Raw genomic sequence first — 17,463 nt, forward strand, 5'->3', positions numbered from 1 at the left:
CCTGACATTGGCTGGTCAAACGGCATCATACCTGGCAAACCGTTGACAGTGATGCAGGTTTCTTCTACGTTACGAAAACCTTTTAGGTGATTTCGGTCATTGGTTCGGGGGGTATCGGAAGGAGCAGGCCATGAAGCCACGTGTGCTGGTCAGCGCTGCTGTGGTCGCATTGGTGTCGTTAGTCGCGGCGTGCGGCGGTTCGGGTGCGGGCGGGCAGCAGCCCGCCGCCTCGGACGCCGGCGTCGAGGTCACGATGTGGACCCGGGCGGCCACCCAGGCGCAGAGTGAGCGGTTGGTCAAGGCCTACAACGCGAGCCACAAGAACCAGGTGAAACTGACCGTCATCCCGACGGACAACTACCAGCCGAGGGTCGCCGCGGCGGCCGGCGCGGGGCAGCTGCCCGACATCTTCGCCTCCGACGTGGTGTTCGTGCCCAACTACACCTCGCAGGGCCTGTTCATGGACATCACCGACCGGGTCGCGTCCCTGCCGTTCAAGGACAGCCTCGCGCCCTCGCACATGAAGCTGGGCACCCTGGAGGGCCGGAACCACACCCTCCCGCACACGCTCGACCTGTCGGTCTGGTTCTGGAACAAGGACCTCTACGAGAAGGCCGGGCTCGACCCGGAGAAGGGCCCGACGTCCCTCAAGGAGTTCGCCGAGCAGGCCACCGCCGTCGACGAGAAACTCGGCCAGGACGGCAAGGTCAGCGGCACCTTCTTCGGCGGCAACTGCGGCGGCTGCTTCGTCTTCACCTTCTGGCCCTCGGTCTGGGCGGCCGGCGGTCAGACGCTCAACCCCGAGGGCACCGAGTCCCTCAACGACAAGTCGCCGATGACCGACGTGTTCGCGATCTACCGGGGCCTCTTCGAGAAGGGCGTCACCGGCGCCACCACCAAGGAGGAGCAGGGCCCGACCTGGACCGGCTTCTTCCCCAAGGGTGAGATCGGCGTCATGCCGATGCCGTCGACCACGCTCGGCTCGATGCCCGCCGACATGAACATCGGCGTCGCGCCGATCGCCGGCCCCGACGGCGGCGAGTCGACCTTCGTCGGCGGCGACTCCGTCGGCATCTCCTCGACCAGCAAGAACGCCGACGCCGCCTGGGACTTCCTGGCCTGGTCGGTCTCGGACGAGGCCCAGGTCGAGGTCATGGCCAAGAACAAGGACGTGCTCGCGCGGGTCGACCTGGCCGACAACAAGTACTCGGCGGAGGACCCCCGGGTGGTCCTGATCAACTCCCTGGTCGGCAAGGGCCAGACCCCGATGGCGCTGAAGTTCGGCGAGAGCTTCAACGACCCGCAGGGGCCCTTCCTCCGCCTCGCCCGCGAGGCCCTCTTCGGCGACGCCGCGAAGGTGACCGAACTCAACGCCGCGATCAACGCCTCGTTGCGGTCATGACCACCCTGACACGCCCCCGTGGGCGTGCGGCGCGCGGAGGTTCCTCCTCCGCCGTCGCGCCGCCGCCCTGGTGGCGCCGCCAAGGAGCACAGGGCTGGCTGTACGCCGCCCCGACCGCCCTGATCGTGGTCGTGCTCTTCCTGGCGCCACTCGTCCTCGTCGGCTGGATGTCACTGAACCGGTGGCCCCTGCTGGGCGAGGCCACGCTCAACGCCCCCGCCAACTACACCAAGATCGCCGACAACCCGCTCTTCGCCGACGCCGTGTGGTTCACCCTGAAGTACACCGTGATCATCACGGTCGTGCTCTCGCTGTTCGCGCTCGGCCTGGCCCTGCTCGTCCAGGAGCGCAGGCCCGGCGTGGGGTTCTTCCGCACCGCGTTCTTCCTGCCCGGCGCGGTGGGCTTCGCGGCGGCGGCGCTGCTCTTCTACGGCATGCTCAACAGCGACTTCGGCCCGATCGACCCGATCCTGCGAACCCTGGGGATCATCGACGAACCGGTCAGCTGGATCGGCACGCCGAACATGGCGCTGTTCTCCACGATCACGCTCGTGCTCTGGCGCTTCGCCGGGTTCAACATGCTCATCCTGCTCACCGGCCTACAGGCCATCCCGGTCGCGGTGTACGAGGCGGCCCGCACCGACGGCGCGAGCCGCTGGGTGATCTTCCGCCGGATCACGCTGCCGCTGCTGCGCCCCACGATCGCGCTGATGCTCATCATGAGCGTCACCGGCTCGCTGCTGGCCTTCGACCAGTTCTTCATCTTCACCAACGGCGGCCCCGACAACAGCACCGTCTCGATGGTCATGGTGATCTATCGCGACGCCTTCCTCCGGTTCGACCTCGGCGGCGCCGCCGCCCTGTCGGTCGTGCTGCTGATCGCCCTCGTCGCGCTCAACGCCCTGCAGCTGCGGGTCCTCAGGAGGCCGGAGTGAGGTACTACACCACCATGTCGGCCCTGGCCGTCCTGTTCCTGTTCCCGCTGGTGTGGAGCGGGTGGGCGTCCATGGAGGAGCCGCACAACTACGTCGAGATGGCCGGCTTCGGCGAGGGGCTGGGCACGTATCTGACCAACAGCGTCGTCGTCTCGGTGATGACCGTCGCGGGCACCCTGTTCGTCTCGGCGCTCGGCGGCTACGCCTTCGCCCGGTTCGCCTTCCCCGGCAAGAACCTGCTGTTCCTGGCGACGCTGGCGATTCTGATGGTGCCGTACGCGACGGTGCTGATCCCGCTGTACGTGCTGCTCGGCTACATCGGGCTGCAGAACTCGCTGGTCGGCGTGGCCCTGGTGTTCGTCATGTTCCAGCTCCCGTTCGCGCTGTTCATGATGCGCAACGCGTTCGAGGCGTTGCCGAAGGAACTGGAGGAGGCGGCGCTGGTCGACGGCTGCACGACCTTCCGGGCGTTCCTCCGCATCTTGCTGCGGGCGGTCCGGCCGGCCATGGTCACCGTCGGGCTGTTCGCCTTCCTGGCCTCCTGGAACGACTTCTTCGCGCCGCTGATCCTGCTCAACGACGGCGCCGGCTTCACGCTGCCGGTCGCGGTGGTCAGCATGACGCAGAACACGTTCGGCGCCATCGACTACGGCATGTTGCAGGCCGGCGTCATGGTCATGGCGATCCCGTGCCTGATCCTCTTCCTCGTCCTCCAGCGCCACTACGTGCGCGGATTCATGTCAGGAGCTCTGCGTGGCTAGTCCTGTGCTGCCCTCCTCCGGCGTGCTGTCCCCCCTCGGCCTGGACGCCGTGCGCCCCGCGCCCGGTTTCTGGGGCGACCGGATCGCCCTGAACCGCGAGGTCACCATGGCCCACTGCCAGGAATGGATGGAGAAGGAGGGCTGGATCGCCAACTTCCGGGGCGGGGTGCCACGCCGCGGCCGGGAGTTCAGCGACTCGGAGATCTACAAGCTGCTGGAGGGCATGGCCTGGGCCGACCATCCGGCGCTGCCGGAGCTGGCCGGGATCGTGGCCCGCGCGCAGGAGCCCGACGGCTACCTCAACACCCGCTGGCGGTACGCCCGCTACACCGACTTCGAGTGGGGCCACGAGCTGTACTGCTACGGCCACCTCATCCAGGCCGGGGTCGCCCGCCTCCGCACCCACGGCGAAGACGAACTGACGCAGGTCGTCCGCCGGGTCGCCGACCACGTGTGCGCCCGGTTCATGGAGACCACCGAGACCTGCGGGCACCCGGTGGTCGAGATGGCCCTGGTCGAGCTCTACCGCGCCACCGGCGTGGAACGTTACCTGGAGATGGCCCGCCGGTTCGTCGACCGCCGGGGGCTGCCGGCGCTGGCCGACATCGAGTTCGGCCGGGGCTACTTCCAGGACGACGTCCCGGTAAGGCAGGCCAAGGTGTTCCACGGCCACGCCGTGCGGGCGCTCTACCTGGCCTCCGGGGTCGTCGACGTCGCGGTCGAGACCGGCGACGCCGACCTGCTGAAGACCGTCGAGGCGCAGTGGGAGTCGACGATCGCCCGGCGCACCTACCTGACCGGCGGGATGGGCTCGCGCCACTTCGGCGAGTCGTTCGGCGAGGACTTCGAGCTGCCGTCCGACCGGGCCTACTCGGAGACCTGCGCCGGCGTCGCCTCGTTCATGCTCTCGCACCGGCTGCTGCTGGCCACCGGCGACGTCCGCTACGCCGACCTGGCCGAACGCACTCTCTACAACGTGCTGGCCACCTCGCCCGCGCTCGACGGCAAGTCGTTCTTCTACGCCAACCCGCTGCAGGTCCGGGTGCCGGCCGAGCCGCTCGACGGGATCAACCTGGCCGCCGAGGGCGGGCTGCGCTCGCCGTGGTTCACGGTGTCGTGCTGCCCGAGCAACATCGCGCGGACGTTCGCCTCCCTGCCCGCCTACTTCGCGGCGGCCGAGGAGTCCGGCGTCCGGATCCACCACTACACGCCCGCGGAGATCCGGCACGACGGGCTCGTGCTGAACGTGGAGACCGACTACCCGTGGTCGGGCCGGGTCGCCGTCACGGTGGCCGAGGGCGGGACCGGGTCGATCTCGCTGCGGGTGCCCTCATGGGCCGAAGGGGCGACCGTCTCCTACGGCGAGACGCGGCGCGCGGTCTCGCCCGGCTACGCCGTCGCGGAGGCCGAAGGCGGGTGGCGTCCGGGCGACGTCATCACCCTCGACCTGCCCGTCATCTCCCGCTGGACCGTGCCGGACGCCCGGATCGACGCGCTCAGGGGCAGCGTCGCGATCGAGCGCGGCCCGCTGGTCTACTGCGCCGAATCGGTGGGGGACCAGCCTCCGCTGGCCGAGGTCGTGGTCCGGCCGGACGCGGCCGTGGAGCACGTGGTCGACGGCGCCGTCGAACTGGACGTCAAGGCGGCGCTCATCTCAGGGGTGCCGACCGGCTGGCCGTACACGGCCGAGAAGGAGACCCCGGACGAGGAGCCGATCACCCTGCGGCTGGTGGCCTACCACCGCTGGGGCAACCACGGGCCCGCGACGATGCGGGTCTGGCTTCCCGTCGACACCGCCCGAACCGACCGATCCCGGTACCTGGAGGAAGTCTAAATGAGTGCCAGACGCATAGGCAGGGCGCCCACGTGGCTCGCCCTGGCTGCGCTCACTGTGGCGGGCCTGGTCAGCCTGCCTCCCGCCGCCCATGCCGCAACGCCGATTCTCCCCGGAAACGAAGGCGACGTCGGTGTCTACACCAACGGCCAGAACCACGCGATGGAGATCGGCGACCCGGTCTACGCCAACGTCGGCGACGTCGCCAACCAGGTCAAACCCGGTGTCCCGTTCACCGCGTCCAGCATGCACCAGTCCATCTTCGACAAGGACCTCGCCGCGGGCGGGACGGACTACTACCTCGACCGCGTCCTGGGCGTGCAGGGGGCCGTCGGGTCGGCCGTGCTGATGACCCGGGGCCGCTCGCTCTACATGCGCGGCGCGAGCAACGCCAACTTCACCACCATGGGCTTCGCGGGCAGCGCCTTCGTCGGAGGGCCCAACAACCTGGGCAACTTCTACACGGTCACCGTCCCCGGCCAGACCGTGACCGAGGTGAACGCCAACCGGTTCAACGCGCCCTCGCACGCCAGGAGCCGGTACACGATCGGCGGCACCGGGGTCACCGCCGACCTGACGAAGTTCATCACCTACGAGAACGTCGCGGTCACCGCGATCACCTTCACCAACCCGGGCGGTTCGGCGGCGACCTTCACGGTCCGCGCGGCCTCTCCGCTGGCCACCCAGGCGGGCGCGGGCGACGCCGAGCTGACCGGCACCCGGACCATCACGAGCGGCTCCAACAACGGCCTGATCGACACCCCGTGGAACCAGATCAGGGTCAACCTGACCGGTGACGGGTTCGCCCGGACCGGCGCCAACCTCGACCGTGAGATCACCGTCCCGGCGGGCGGCTCGGTCTCGCTGTCGGTCGTCGGCGCGGTCACGCAGGACTCGCTGCCGCAGGCGGCGGCCGAATACCGCGCCTACGCGCAGAAGAGCCCGGCCGAGGCGGTCAAGGACGGCATCACCGCGTTCAACCGCCAGTGGGCCGAGGACGTGCCCTACATCGACGTGCCGGACCCGGCGCTGGAGAAGGCCATCGTCTACCGCTGGTGGGGGGAGCGGTACAACACCCTCGACGCCAACGCGACCGGCTACGTCTACCAGTACCCCACGACGATCGAGGGGGTGAACCTCTACCAGAACGCCGTGGCGCTGACGCAGCCGATGCACCTGCAGGACACCAAGTGGCTGCGGACGCCGTACCTGCCCTACGGCCAGATCCTCAACATCGGCGAGCTCTCGGGCTCCTCGGCGTTCCTGGACAGCCCGGGTCACACGAGCTGGAACAACCACTACTCGCAGTACATCGGCACCGCGGGCTTAGAGGCCTACGAGGTGCACGGCGGCGGCAAGGAGATCGCCCAGAAGTTCGCCCGCTACTTCGAGGGCGACGGCAAGGGCCAACTGGAGCACTACGACGGCAACGGCGACAAGCTGATCGCCTACGACACCAACTACATGCCCGGCAACGACGCGGACGCCATCTCCTTCGGGTTCCCGAAGGTCGGCGGCGGCGCGCCCGGCGCCCGGACCATCGAGCGGCCGGAGTCGGCGTACGTGTGGGGCGCCTTCGACGCCGCCCGGCAGCTCTACTCGGCGGCCGGCGCCGACCAGGCCAAGGTCGACGAGATGGCGGCCAGCGCCGACGGGATCCGGGACGCGATCCTGACCAAGCTGTGGAGCCCGGACACGAAGATGTTCCTGGCCGCCGCCTCGCACGGCGCGACCAGCGCGGCCAGCTCGAACGGCACCGCCAACCCGCTGCCGGCCGCCGCGCGCGGGCTGATCCCGGCCAAGGAGTCGAACCTCTACGACGTCTACTCCGAGAACCTGATCCCGTTCGACCAGGCCGCGAAGTACGTCGACGGCTACCGCTTCCTGACCTACGGCGACAACTTCCCGATCTTCCCGTTCTACACGGCCAACCAGTACGACCGGACGGCCTACGGGATCGGCGGCTCGAACAACTTCTCCAACATCAACTTCACGGTCCAGTACCGGGCCGTGCGCTCGGCCCTGCGGCACTACGACCCGGCGGGCAAGTACATCACCCCGGCCTACGCCAAGCGCCTGCTCGACTGGATGGCCTGGAGCATCTACCCGGCCGGTGACCTGCGGGCCCCCAACCAGTCGGAGTACTACTCCAACTGGAACCCGACCACCAAGACGTACAACAGGAACAACCCGAACCACGTGATGCTCGGGAACATGAACTACATCTTCGTCGAGGACATGGGCGGCATCCAGCCGCGCGCCGACGACAAGATCGAGCTCTGGCCGATCGACTTCGGCTACGAGCACTTCATGGTCAACAACCTGAAGTACCACGGCCAGGACGTCACCCTCGTCTGGGACCCCGACGGCACCGCCTACGGCCTCGGCTCGGGCTACAGCCTGTTCCTCAACGGCGAGCGCAAGTTCGCCGTCGACAAGCTGGGCCAGGTCACCTACGACCCGGCGGCCAACACCGTCACCCCGGCGGCCGGGGTCACCGTGACCTTCAAGGCCACTGAGGGTGACGACTTCCCGACCTCGGTGAACACCCCCATCGAGGACGAGCGGGTCGTCTCCTACCTCAAGACGGCCGGCATCGACCTCACCGAGGACGCGGCGAACCTGGCGAAGGGCGCGACCCTGGCCTCGTCGTACACCCAGCAGGGCGCGCGCCCGGCTTCGTGGCGGCAGTTCCACACGCCCGGGTACAGCACCACTTCGATGAACTACACCCCCGGCGCGATCAAGGAGCTGGAGCGTCCCGTGGCGCTGGCGGCCGTCACCGACGGCGTGACCGCCAACGAGCCCTACTGGGGCAACTACGGCACCACCGAGAAGAACGGCCACGTCGAGCTGAACTTCGGCTCGGCCAAGACGTTCGACAACGTCAAGGTCTTCTTCGTCTCCGACCGTCAGGCCGGCGGTTACCACGAGCCCGCCCGCTGGTGGATCCAGGTGCCCGACGGCCAGGGCGGCTGGAAGGAGGTGCCGGGCCAGTTCAAGAACCCGGCCGTGCCGACCGCGAAGTTCAACGAGGCGCTGTTCGACTCCGTGACCTCCGACAAGGTGCGGATCGTCTTCACCAACAGCCCGGCCCACTACACCGCGATCTCCGAGATCCAGGTCTTCGACTCGGGCCGTGAGGTCCCGGACGTCTCCAACCAGGCCCCGGACGTCACCGCCGCCCGCGACGCCTCGCAGGACGGCAACCTGTCGACCCGCCTGGTCGGCACCGCCGCCGACGACGGCGTGCCCTACGACGACGAGCTCACCTACGGCTGGGAGACCGTCTCGGCGCCGGCCGGCGCGGGCGTCATCTTCGCCGACTCCAAGGCCCTGGCCACCCGCGTGACCGGCACCGCCGAGGGCGACTACGTCTTCCGGTTCTTCGCCGACGACGGCGAGAAGCGGTCGACCGCCACGGTGTCGGTGACCCTGGCCAAGAAGGCCGTCTCCGCGGAGTTCGGCTCCTCGGCGACCATCACCACCAGCGGCACCGCGTCGTGGGAGAACCACTCGCGGGTCAACGAGAACACCACCCCGGCGAACAGCAACCCCGGCGCCGGCAACGGCTGGGGCAACTGGGGCCAGCCCCGCAACGGCACCAGCCCGGCCAACGAGGCGTGGATCCAGTACACCTGGGCCTCGCCGGTCCGGCTCTCCTCGACCGATGTCTACTGGTACGACGACAACGGCGGCACCCGCCGCCCGACGGCCACCACGTACGCCATCGAGACCTCCACCGACGGCGCCACCTGGACGCCCGTCACCCTCACCGGAGGATCGACGTACGTGGCCGGCCTGAACACCAACGCCTACAACAAGTTCAACTTCACGCCGGTCAGCACCAGCCGGATCCGCATCCGGATCTGGGGCCTGATGACCGGCGGCGCGGGCACCGGCGTGCTGCGCTGGCGGGCCAACGGCGAGACCGTCGACTCGGTGGCCTCCCCGGTGCTGATCCGGACCGGCGTCGGCCTCGTCCCGACCTTGCCGGCGACGCTGGACGCGACCTACACCAGCGGCGCCCCCGGCCAGGTGGCGTTCACCTGGCAGCCCATCACCGCGGACATGGTCGCCGAGACCAACGTCGACCCGTTCGTCGTGTACGGCACCAACGACGCCTACGGCCTGATCGCCGAGGCCCGCGTCTACGTGCGTCCCGAGATGTCGGAGGGCGGCATCTCGATCCAGGGCGCCGAGTCGTTCGAGCGGCACGTGGAGGTCGGCGAGCAGCCGGTGCTGCCCACCAAGGTCTCGGTGTCGTACAACGACGGCTCCCGTGACAACCAGGCCATCGGCGTGAACTGGCGGTACAACCCCGAGGTGGTGAACACCGACGGGACGTACACGATCATCGGCGACCTGGTCCTGCCGTCCTACGTCAGCCAGGCGGGCACCACGCAGACCACGCTGAAGCTCGTCGTCGGGGAGGGCGGTCCGCGGTTCGCGACCACCGTCACGCCGAAGACGCAGTGCACGGGCATGAACGTCTACCTGTCGCTCAGCGTCCGCAACGACTCCGACGGGCCGCTCACTATCGAGCTCGGCACGCCCTACGGAACGAAGACGGTGTCCGGCGTGGCGCCCGGCAAGAACGCCTTCCAGTCGTTCAACACCCGCGCCAGGTCGATCCCGGCCGGCACGGCGACCGTGAAGGTCACCGGGACCGTCGGCGGCCAGTCGGTCACCGAGACGGCGTCGGTGCCCTACACCGCGCGCAACTGCGGCTAGCACCCCCCTGGTGGCGGCGTCTCCCGTGGGGCGCCGCCACCCTTGCCGACGGTAAGGAAGAGCACCTTGAAGATCGCCATACGGGCGGCGGCCGCCGCCTCACTCGTGGCGGCCTGCCTGGTCGGGCTGCCCGGTCCGGCCCATGCCGCCGACTCGTACACCTTCACCAGCACCGTCAACCCGATCCTGAAGGACGGCACCTACTACTCCGCCGACCCCGCCCCCCTCGTCGTCGACGACCAGCTCTTCGTCTACACCGGCCACGACCAGGCCGGGCCCACGACCAACGACTTCATCATGAACGAGTGGGGCGCGTTCGCGACCTCCGACGTGGAGTCGGGCCAGTGGACCCACTACCCCTCGCTCATGCGCCCGGAGGCGGTCTTCGCCTGGGCCACCCCGGGCCGCGCCTACGCGGGCCAGGTGGTCAGGGGCCTCGACGGCCGCTACTACTGGTACGTCCCGATCAACGAGCGGGAGAGCCCGGCGTCCGACAAGTTCGCCATCGGCGTCGCCGTGTCCGACTCGCCGACCGGCCCGTGGACCGACCACGTGGGCGGGCCGCTGATCTCCCAGCGGGTGCCCACGGCCAACACCATCCACAACATCGACCCGACCGTCCTGGTCGACGGCCAGCGGGTCTTCATCTGGTGGGGATCGTTCGGCAACCTGAGAATGCTGGAACTCGCCGCCGACATGAAGACCCCGGTCACCACCCAGCGCACGGTGACCGGCCTGACCGGCTTCTTCGAGGCGGCCTGGGCGTTCAAGCGGAACGGCGTCTACTACATGGCGTACGCCGGCAACAACGCCGGCCCGACCTCGCAGTGCACCCCGGCGAACTACCACGCCTGCATCGCCTACGCCACGGCCGCGGCCCCCGAGGGGCCCTGGACCTACCGCGGCACGATGCTCCGGCCGGTCTCCTCGACCACCAGCCACCCGGGCATCCTGGAGTTCGACGGCAAGTGGTACATCGCCTACCACACGGCCGACGCCGCCGGCGGCAACCACTTCCGCCGGTCGGTCGCGATCGACCCGGTGGAGTGGGACGACACCCAGACCCCACCGCGCATGAAGCTCGTCACGCCGACCCCGGTCAAGGGCCGTGACCGCACGCCCCGGCCGAACATCGCGCAGGAGGCCAGGGTCGCCGTCTCGAACGAGCCGGTGCCCACCCAGTACTGGGTGAAGGCGCTCAACGACGAGATCCAGCGGCCCAACCCGCTGCCCCCGGACATGTGGGGCACCTGGACCGGCGGCAATCCGCCGCAGCAGTGGGTCCAGTACACCTGGGACCAGCCGATGCGGATCTCGGGTTCCCAGATCGACTTCTGGAACGACTCGGCGCAGGGCACCGGCGTGGGCGTCGCCGCCCCGGCGAGCTGGAAGATCCAGTACTGGAACCCGGCCACCGGCCAGTGGGCCGACGTCCCCGCTCCGAGCGGCTACCCGACCGCCACCCAGGGTCTCCAGAACACGAACTTCGACCCGGTGACCACCACGCAGGTCCGGGCGACCTTCAACGCCTCCACCAACGGCAGCACCTACTCGGCCGTCGCGGTGGAGGAGTGGAAGATCCTGGCCGCCCAGCCCGCGAACCTCACCCCGCCCGCCATCAGGGTCGAGGTCGGCGAGCGCGAACTGCCCGGCACGGTGCCCGTCGCCTTCGGCGGCGAGACGCTGCGGATCCCGGTCTTCTGGGACGCCGTGACCGACGGGCAGGTCGCCGCACCCGGCACGTTCTCCATCGAGGGGACCGTGCTCGGCTACGCGGCGGGAAGGGTCACCGCCCAGGTCACCGTCCTGTCGCCGGAGGGCACCGAGGGCGACGTGACCAGGCCCGAGGTGACGCTCACCCCGAGCGGCAGCGCCGGGACCAACGGCTGGTACCGGTCGGCGGTGCGCGTCAGGGCCGACGGGGTCGACGACAGCGGCGGCCGGATGACCATCGAGACCAAGGTCGACGACGCCGCCCCGGTCGTCACCACCGACACCCGCGCGGCCGACGCCACGGTGACCGGCGAGGGCGAGCACACCGTCACCGCCAGGGCCACCGACCGCGCGGGCAACGTCTCCGACGCCGCGGCCCTGTCGGTGAAGATCGACTCGGTCGCGCCCGCCAGCGTCGGCACGCTCAACGCCAACCGGACCGTCAAGGTCCTGGCGGCCGACCCCACCTCGGGCGTGGCCGGCATCGAGTACGCCATCGGCACCGGCCCCTGGACCCCGCTCGCGGGCGGCGTCATCTCGGCGCCGGACGCCAGTAAGTACACGGTGTCCTACCGGGCGACCGACCGGGCGGGCAACGTCGAGACCGCCAAGACGATCGTCATCCCGGCCGACCTGTCGGCGCCGCTCAACGGCAACGTCGCCCCGATCGCGACGCCGACGGCCTCGTACACGGCGGGCTGGAACGCGGTCTCCGCCCTCAACGACAACGCCGACCCGGCCAACCCGAGCCAGGCGCAGATCTGGGGCACCTGGTCGGGCACCCGCCCGGCCACCCAGTGGACGCAGTACGAATGGTCCCGCCCGGTCCGGATCGTCAGCTCCGAGCTGAAGTTCTGGCGCGACTCCGACCAGGGCACCGGCGACGGCGTCGCCCAGCCCGACGGCTGGGTCCTGCAGTACTGGGACGAGGCCGCCTCGGCCTGGCGGGACGTGCCGAACCCGTCCGCTTACGGCACGAGCACGACCGCGTTCAACACCGTCTCCTTCACCCCCGTCACCACCTCCCGGGTGCGGGCCACGATCCGGGCCAACGGCAACGGGACCACCTACTCGGCGGTCGCGGTCACGGAGTGGCGGGTCTTCGCCCAGGAACCCGCCCCCGAGGAGCCCGCCGGGCTCCCCGTGACGGTCACGGTCACCCCGCGCTGCCTGGCCGGCAAGGCGTACGTCGCCGTGCAGGCGCGCAACGACCACGACGCGGCGGTGGACCTCACCGTCGAGACCGCCTTCGGCGCGAAGTCGTTCACCGGCGTCGCCCCGGGCGTGAACGCCTACCAGTCGTTCACCACCCGCGCGGCCTCGATCGGGGCGGGCTCGGTCACCGTCACCGCCACCGACGGGGAGACGACCTCCGCGCACACGGGCACCTACCCCGCTCTTTCCTGTCCCTGAAAACACACCCCCCAAAGTGGAGCGACACATGAAGATCCAGCACAGATGGCTGCTCGCGGCGGCCGTCGCCATGACCACCGCCGTCGCCTTCCCCGGCGCGGCCGCAGCCGACCCCGGTGACAGCACCGACGTCGCGGTGACCGTCGAGATCGCCCCGATCGAGGAGCCGGGCGTCCTGGCCATGTCCGTCGCCGCCAACTCGGTCGCCCTGGCCGAGGACGGCTCGACCCTGGAGGAGCGCCGGTTCACCGGCACCCTCCCGACGGTGACCGTCACCGACACCCGTACCGGCGACGAGATCCCCGAGGGCGCGGCGTGGGCCGTGCTCGGCAACGCCTCCGACTTCACCGGCGACGCCGGCCAGGCGGCCATCGGCGCCGGTCACCTCGGCTGGAAGCCGAACCTGATCGACGGCGGCGACACCGGCCTGGTCGCCGAGGGAGAGGAGGTCGTGACCGTCCTCGACGAGCCGACCCAGCCGGGCAACAACGTCGGCCTGGTCGACCAGGAACTGCTCGTCTCGACCTTCGACTCCGGCGAGGTCACCGAGGGCTCCTACACCGTCGACGCCGACCTGTTCCTGAAGACCCCGGCCGACGTGGCCGCCGGTTCCTACAGCTCCACGCTGACCCTGTCCCTGTTCGAGTAGTCCCCCGGACGGGGGGCCGCCGGCCCCCCGTCCCACCGGAGGAGCCCGCCATGACCCGATTCCTCGCCGTCCTCGTGGCGGTGCTGCTCGCCGTTCCGCTCGCGCCCTCGGCCGCCCACGCCGAACCGGCCACGCTGACCTGGTCGGTCCAGCCGGCGACCGCCGCGGGCCCCGACGGACGGCGCTGGATCGAACTCTCCCTCGACCCCGGCCAGACCGTGACCGAGCACCTGGCGGTGCGCAACTTCGGCGACGGCGAGGCGGTCTTCGCCCTCAAGGCGGCCGACGGCTACCTGACCGACAAGGGCCGCTTCAACATGCTCCAGTCCGACCAGACCTCCAAGGACGGCGGCACCTGGATCGACGTCCAGAAAGAAGTCAGGGTCGGCGGCAACGCGACCACGGTCGTGCCGTTCACCATCACCGTGCCGAAGGACGCCGCCCCCGGCGACCACCCGGCCGGCATCGCCGCCACCGTCACCAGCGCAAGCGGCACCGTCGCCGTGGAGAGCCGGGTCGGCTTCCGCGTCATGATGCGCGCCACCGGCGCCATCAGGGCCGAAGTGGCGGTCACCGGCTTGTCGGCCGTCTACGAGCAGCCGTGGAACCCCTTCTCCTCGGGAACCGTCACGGTGAAGTACACGGCGACCAACAAGGGCAACGTCGCGGCGGGCGGCGCGGGCGCGGTGGCGGTCAGCGACCTGACCGGGCTGGCCGGACGCGACGGCCGGGCCGACGTGGCGGAGATCTTCCCCGGCGACAGCCGGACGGTGGAGACCAGGATCGGCGGCGTCTGGGCCCTCGGCCCGATGTCCGCGAACGTCACCGTGACCCCCTCGGTCGAGGGCGGCGTCCCGATGAGCGCCGACGTGACGCTCTGGACCGTCCCGTGGCCGCAACTGGCCCTGGTCGCGCTGGTCGTGGTGTTGTTCCTCGCCTACCGGGCGATCGCCCGCCGCCGTCGCCGGTATCTGGAAGACCTGCTGGCCAGGGCCCGCGACGAGGGCCGCGCCGAAGCCCGGGGCTAGACCTCGCTCATGACGACCGTGCGCGCGGTGGGCAGCGCCACGTGCACGGTCGTCCCGTTCCCCGGGGCCGAGGTGATCCAGCAGCGCCCGCCGTGCGCGTCGGTGATGGCCTTCACGATGGCCAGGCCGAGGCCCGCGCCGCCGGTGGCGCGTTCCGAGGAGCCCTGGGTGAACCGGTCGAAGGCCTGGGCGACCTGCTCGGGCGGCATCCCCGGGCCCTGGTCGGTGATCTCCAGGAGCACCCGGGCGTCGTCCTGCGCCAGGTGGATCAGCGCGGGGGTGCCTTCGGGGGTGTGGGCGCGTACGTTGGCCAGCAGGTTCACCATGATCTGCCGGATCCTGGCCTCGTCGACCACCGCGACCAGCGAGTCGGGGGCGTTGACGACGATGGGGGAGCCGGGGTTCAGCGCGCCCGCGTCGGCGGCGGCCTCCCTGACCACCTCGGCCAGGTCGGTGGCGGCCAGGCTGAGGGTGGCGCCCTTGTCGAGGCGGGCCAGCTCCAGCATCTCGGTGACCAGGTTGCCCATGCGGGTGGCCTCGTCCTCGATGCGGCCCATGATCTTGGGGAGCTGCTCGGGCGGGATCGCGCCGGCGCGGTAGAGCTCGGCGTAGCCGCGTACCGTGGACAGCGGCGTGCGCAGTTCGTGGGAGGCGTCGGCGGCGAAGCGGCGGACCCGCTCCTCGGAGGTCCAGCGGTCGCGGAACGCCTCGGAGATGCGGTCGAGCATCAGGTTGATGGCGCTGCCGAGCCGGCCGACCTCGGTGGCTCCCTCGGGCATCCGGGCCGACAGGTCGCCGCCCTGGGCGATCCGCAGGGCCGTGCGCGACATGCGGTCGAGCGGCGACAGGCCCGACACGATCAGCAGCCGCCCGCCCAGCGCCAGCAGCGCGATCAGCAGCCCGCCGGTGACGAGCTCGGCCAGCAGCAGGTGGCGGACCGGGTCGCCGACGGCGTCGAGCGGCACCGCCACGACCACGATGCTGGTTCCGGTACGGTCCTTCGCCGCGCTCGCCAGCAGGTCGTCGCCCAGCTGGAAGGTGCGCCCGGCGGCGGCGTGCCCGCCGAGCCGGTCGGCGCCGAGGTCGGCGAGCATGCCCGGCACCTTGGGCGACTGCGGGAAGTCGCCGTTGACCAGCGCGGGCTTGCCGCTTTTGAGGTTGACCTGCGCGACCGCGAACGGCGAGCCGGCCAGCGCCTGGGTGACCGACTCCACGGCGTCGACCCGCCGGGTGGCGGTCGCGGTGGCGGCCAGCAGCTGGCTCTCCAGCCGGCTGGTGAGGTGCTGTTCCAGCACCACCGCGCTCGTGACCGACAACACGACGAGCAGGATCGTGCTCACCACGAGCAGCCCGGCCAGCAGCCGGGAGCGGAGCGACATCGTCAACGCCATTTCGTCTGGCCCCGATCTGTCAGGGCCGCAGAGCGTATCCCACGCCACGTTGCGTGTGGATCAGAGGTGGTCCGAGCGGGTCCAGCTTCCGCCGCAGATAGGAGATGTACGTCTCCAGCACCTGCGACGATCCGCCGTACCCCCAGACCTGGTCGAGCAGCTGCCGTTTGGTCAGCACCAGCCCGGGATGTTCCATCAGGAAGGCGAGCAGCCGGAACTCGGTCGGCGACAACTCCACCCTGACCCCGCCGCGGCGCACCTCCCACCGGGCCTCGTCGAGTTCGAGGTCGGCGACCCGCAGCACGTCCCGGCTGGGACGCTCCGCGACGTCGGGGACGGTCGTCCGGCGCAGCACCGCCCGGACCCGCGCGATCAGCGCCTCCACCGAGAACGGTTTGGTGACGTAGTCGTCGCCGCCCATGGTGAGCCCGCGCACGGTGTCGGAGACGGTGTCGCGCGCGGTCAGGAAGATGACGGGCGTGGTCGCGCCCTCGGCCCTGACCCGGCGGCAGATCTCGAACCCGTCGATGTCGGGGAGCATCACGTCGAGCACGATGAGGTCGGGCCTGCGCTCGGCGAACTCGCGCAGCGCGTCGCGCCCGTTGGCCACGGCCTTGACGGTGAACCCGTGGAAGCGGAGGGCCACCTCGATGATGTCGCGGATGTTCGGGTCGTCTTCGACGACGAGGATCCTGGTCTCACTCATGGCGAGCTCAAGTATGGTGCTTTTCTCCCACTAAAAGCCCCATATCGGTCACATCGTGGCGTCTCATGCGCCACACCTTCTCCTCCGCGCCTGTGGCGCCCGGAGGAGAAGGGTGAGAAAAGCCTGAGTCACTTCACCGTCGCGACGCAGAAGACGGTCTGGCCGAACGGCGGCGTGACGAATCGCTCGATGAACCGCGTGGCCGGCACGACCGTCCGGTCGTAGATCTTGACCAGGCGCGGGTCGGGGTAGCCGACGCCGCCGCGGCGCACGGCCGCCCACCAGGCGATGCCGCCCAGGAAGTTGATCGGCTTCAGCGTGTGGACGCCCAGCCCGGCCGCCTTCACCGTGGCGCCGAGCGTCTTGGGGGTGTAGCGGGTGACGTGGCCGACCTTCTTGTCGAAGTCGCCGTAGAGCTGCATGTAGCCGGGCACCCAAATGATGATCTTGCCGCCGGGCTGGGTGACGCGGGCGAGCGAGCGCAGCGCCTCGACGTCCTCCTCGATGTGCTCCAGCACGTTCATCAGCACGACCGTGTCGACCTTGTCCTCAAGCGGGATGTCGGTCGGCAGCCCGAACTGCAGCACGCCGACGTCGGGGTTGTCGGCGAAGCGCTTCTCCAGCTGCTCGACGCAGTAGGGGTCGAAGTCGCTCGTCACCAGACGGTCGAGGCGGGGCAGGAACTGCTCGGCGAAGTGCCCGAGCCCGGAGCCGATCTCCAGCATCGACCGGCCGACGTGCGGTGCAACCATGTCGAACTCGTATTGCCGGTAGTTGCGCGCTTCGTCGCCGCCCAGATGGTTCTCCAGGGCTTCGTCTCCGGCAGCGGGTTGTACTACACGGTCGTACCCAGACATGGCTCCTCATTCAACGAGCTGGTGGCGGTTCGAGCGAGTC

General features: G+C 70.1%; 11 protein-coding genes. 8 read left to right on the forward strand and 3 right to left on the reverse strand.

Translation table 11 applies throughout. The annotated features are described in order from the left end of the window. The first annotated feature begins 130 nt into the window (after positions 1-130). The 8 genes from FDA94_RS04040 to FDA94_RS04075 all read left to right on the forward strand — a co-directional run bounded on the left by FDA94_RS04040 (position 131) and on the right by FDA94_RS04075 (position 14,469). On the forward strand, positions 131-1,402 hold the full coding sequence (locus FDA94_RS04040) for an ABC transporter substrate-binding protein (protein WP_137245667.1): 1,272 nt from the start codon (positions 131-133) through the stop codon (positions 1,400-1,402). Next, positions 1,399-2,337, forward strand: coding sequence for a carbohydrate ABC transporter permease (locus tag FDA94_RS04045; RefSeq protein WP_137245668.1), 939 nt, complete (start codon positions 1,399-1,401; stop codon positions 2,335-2,337). Before FDA94_RS04040 ends, FDA94_RS04045 begins: the two co-directional genes overlap by 4 nt. Further along, on the forward strand, positions 2,334-3,098 hold the full coding sequence (locus FDA94_RS04050; protein WP_212735175.1) for a carbohydrate ABC transporter permease: 765 nt from the start codon (positions 2,334-2,336) through the stop codon (positions 3,096-3,098). The genes FDA94_RS04045 and FDA94_RS04050 overlap by 4 nt, the downstream gene beginning before the upstream one ends. Continuing rightward, positions 3,091-4,932: a glycoside hydrolase family 127 protein gene (locus FDA94_RS04055; protein WP_137245669.1), complete on the forward strand. Its 1,842-nt coding sequence runs from the start codon at positions 3,091-3,093 to the stop codon at positions 4,930-4,932. Before FDA94_RS04050 ends, FDA94_RS04055 begins: the two co-directional genes overlap by 8 nt. Further along, positions 4,933-9,666, forward strand: coding sequence for a discoidin domain-containing protein (locus tag FDA94_RS04060; protein WP_170990772.1), 4,734 nt, complete (start codon positions 4,933-4,935; stop codon positions 9,664-9,666). 66 nt (positions 9,667-9,732) lie between these two features. Beyond that, positions 9,733-12,792, forward strand: a complete 3,060-nt coding sequence (locus tag FDA94_RS04065) for a family 43 glycosylhydrolase (protein WP_137245670.1) — start codon at positions 9,733-9,735, stop codon at positions 12,790-12,792. 28 nt (positions 12,793-12,820) lie between these two features. After that, complete coding sequence (locus FDA94_RS04070; RefSeq protein ID WP_137245671.1) at positions 12,821-13,441, forward strand: hypothetical protein; 621 nt, start codon at positions 12,821-12,823, stop codon at positions 13,439-13,441. Positions 13,442-13,491: 50 nt separating this feature from the next. Continuing rightward, positions 13,492-14,469, forward strand: a complete 978-nt coding sequence (locus FDA94_RS04075) for a DUF916 domain-containing protein (RefSeq protein WP_137245672.1) — start codon at positions 13,492-13,494, stop codon at positions 14,467-14,469. On the opposite strand, the gene FDA94_RS04080 is transcribed toward FDA94_RS04075, so the two are convergent. The 3 genes from FDA94_RS04080 to FDA94_RS04090 form a co-directional block, all read right to left on the reverse strand. After that, positions 14,466-15,848 carry a sensor histidine kinase gene (locus tag FDA94_RS04080; protein ID WP_137245810.1) on the reverse strand — a complete coding sequence of 461 codons (1,383 nt, stop codon included), beginning with the start codon at positions 15,846-15,848 and terminating at the stop codon, positions 14,466-14,468. The two genes, FDA94_RS04075 and FDA94_RS04080, sit on opposite strands and share 4 nt — an antisense overlap. A 31-nt stretch (positions 15,849-15,879) precedes the next feature. Continuing rightward, complete coding sequence (locus FDA94_RS04085) at positions 15,880-16,566, reverse strand: response regulator transcription factor (RefSeq protein ID WP_137245673.1); 687 nt, start codon at positions 16,564-16,566, stop codon at positions 15,880-15,882. 128 nt (positions 16,567-16,694) lie between these two features. Then, positions 16,695-17,423 carry a class I SAM-dependent methyltransferase gene (locus FDA94_RS04090; RefSeq protein ID WP_062337820.1) on the reverse strand — a complete coding sequence of 243 codons (729 nt, stop codon included), beginning with the start codon at positions 17,421-17,423 and terminating at the stop codon, positions 16,695-16,697. Between the last annotated feature and the right edge of the window lie 40 nt (positions 17,424-17,463).

The organism is Herbidospora galbida (assembly GCF_005233835.1).
Classification (GTDB): Bacteria; Actinomycetota; Actinomycetes; order Streptosporangiales; family Streptosporangiaceae; genus Herbidospora; species Herbidospora galbida.

Excerpts from the sequence above, each read along its gene's own strand:
- FDA94_RS04085 (WP_137245673.1), bottom strand. The coding sequence starts at position 16,566 with ATGAGTGAGACCAGGATCCTCGTCGTCGAAGACGACCCGAACATCCGC.
- FDA94_RS04075 (WP_137245672.1), top strand. The coding sequence starts at position 13,492 with ATGACCCGATTCCTCGCCGTCCTCGTGGCGGTGCTGCTCGCCGTTCCG.
- FDA94_RS04080 (WP_137245810.1), bottom strand. The coding sequence starts at position 15,848 with ATGTCGCTCCGCTCCCGGCTGCTGGCCGGGCTGCTCGTGGTGAGCACG.
- FDA94_RS04060 (WP_170990772.1), top strand. The coding sequence starts at position 4,933 with ATGAGTGCCAGACGCATAGGCAGGGCGCCCACGTGGCTCGCCCTGGCT.
- FDA94_RS04040 (WP_137245667.1), top strand. The coding sequence starts at position 131 with ATGAAGCCACGTGTGCTGGTCAGCGCTGCTGTGGTCGCATTGGTGTCG.
- FDA94_RS04070 (WP_137245671.1), top strand. The coding sequence starts at position 12,821 with ATGAAGATCCAGCACAGATGGCTGCTCGCGGCGGCCGTCGCCATGACC.
- FDA94_RS04045 (WP_137245668.1), top strand. The coding sequence starts at position 1,399 with ATGACCACCCTGACACGCCCCCGTGGGCGTGCGGCGCGCGGAGGTTCC.
- FDA94_RS04090 (WP_062337820.1), bottom strand. The coding sequence starts at position 17,423 with ATGTCTGGGTACGACCGTGTAGTACAACCCGCTGCCGGAGACGAAGCC.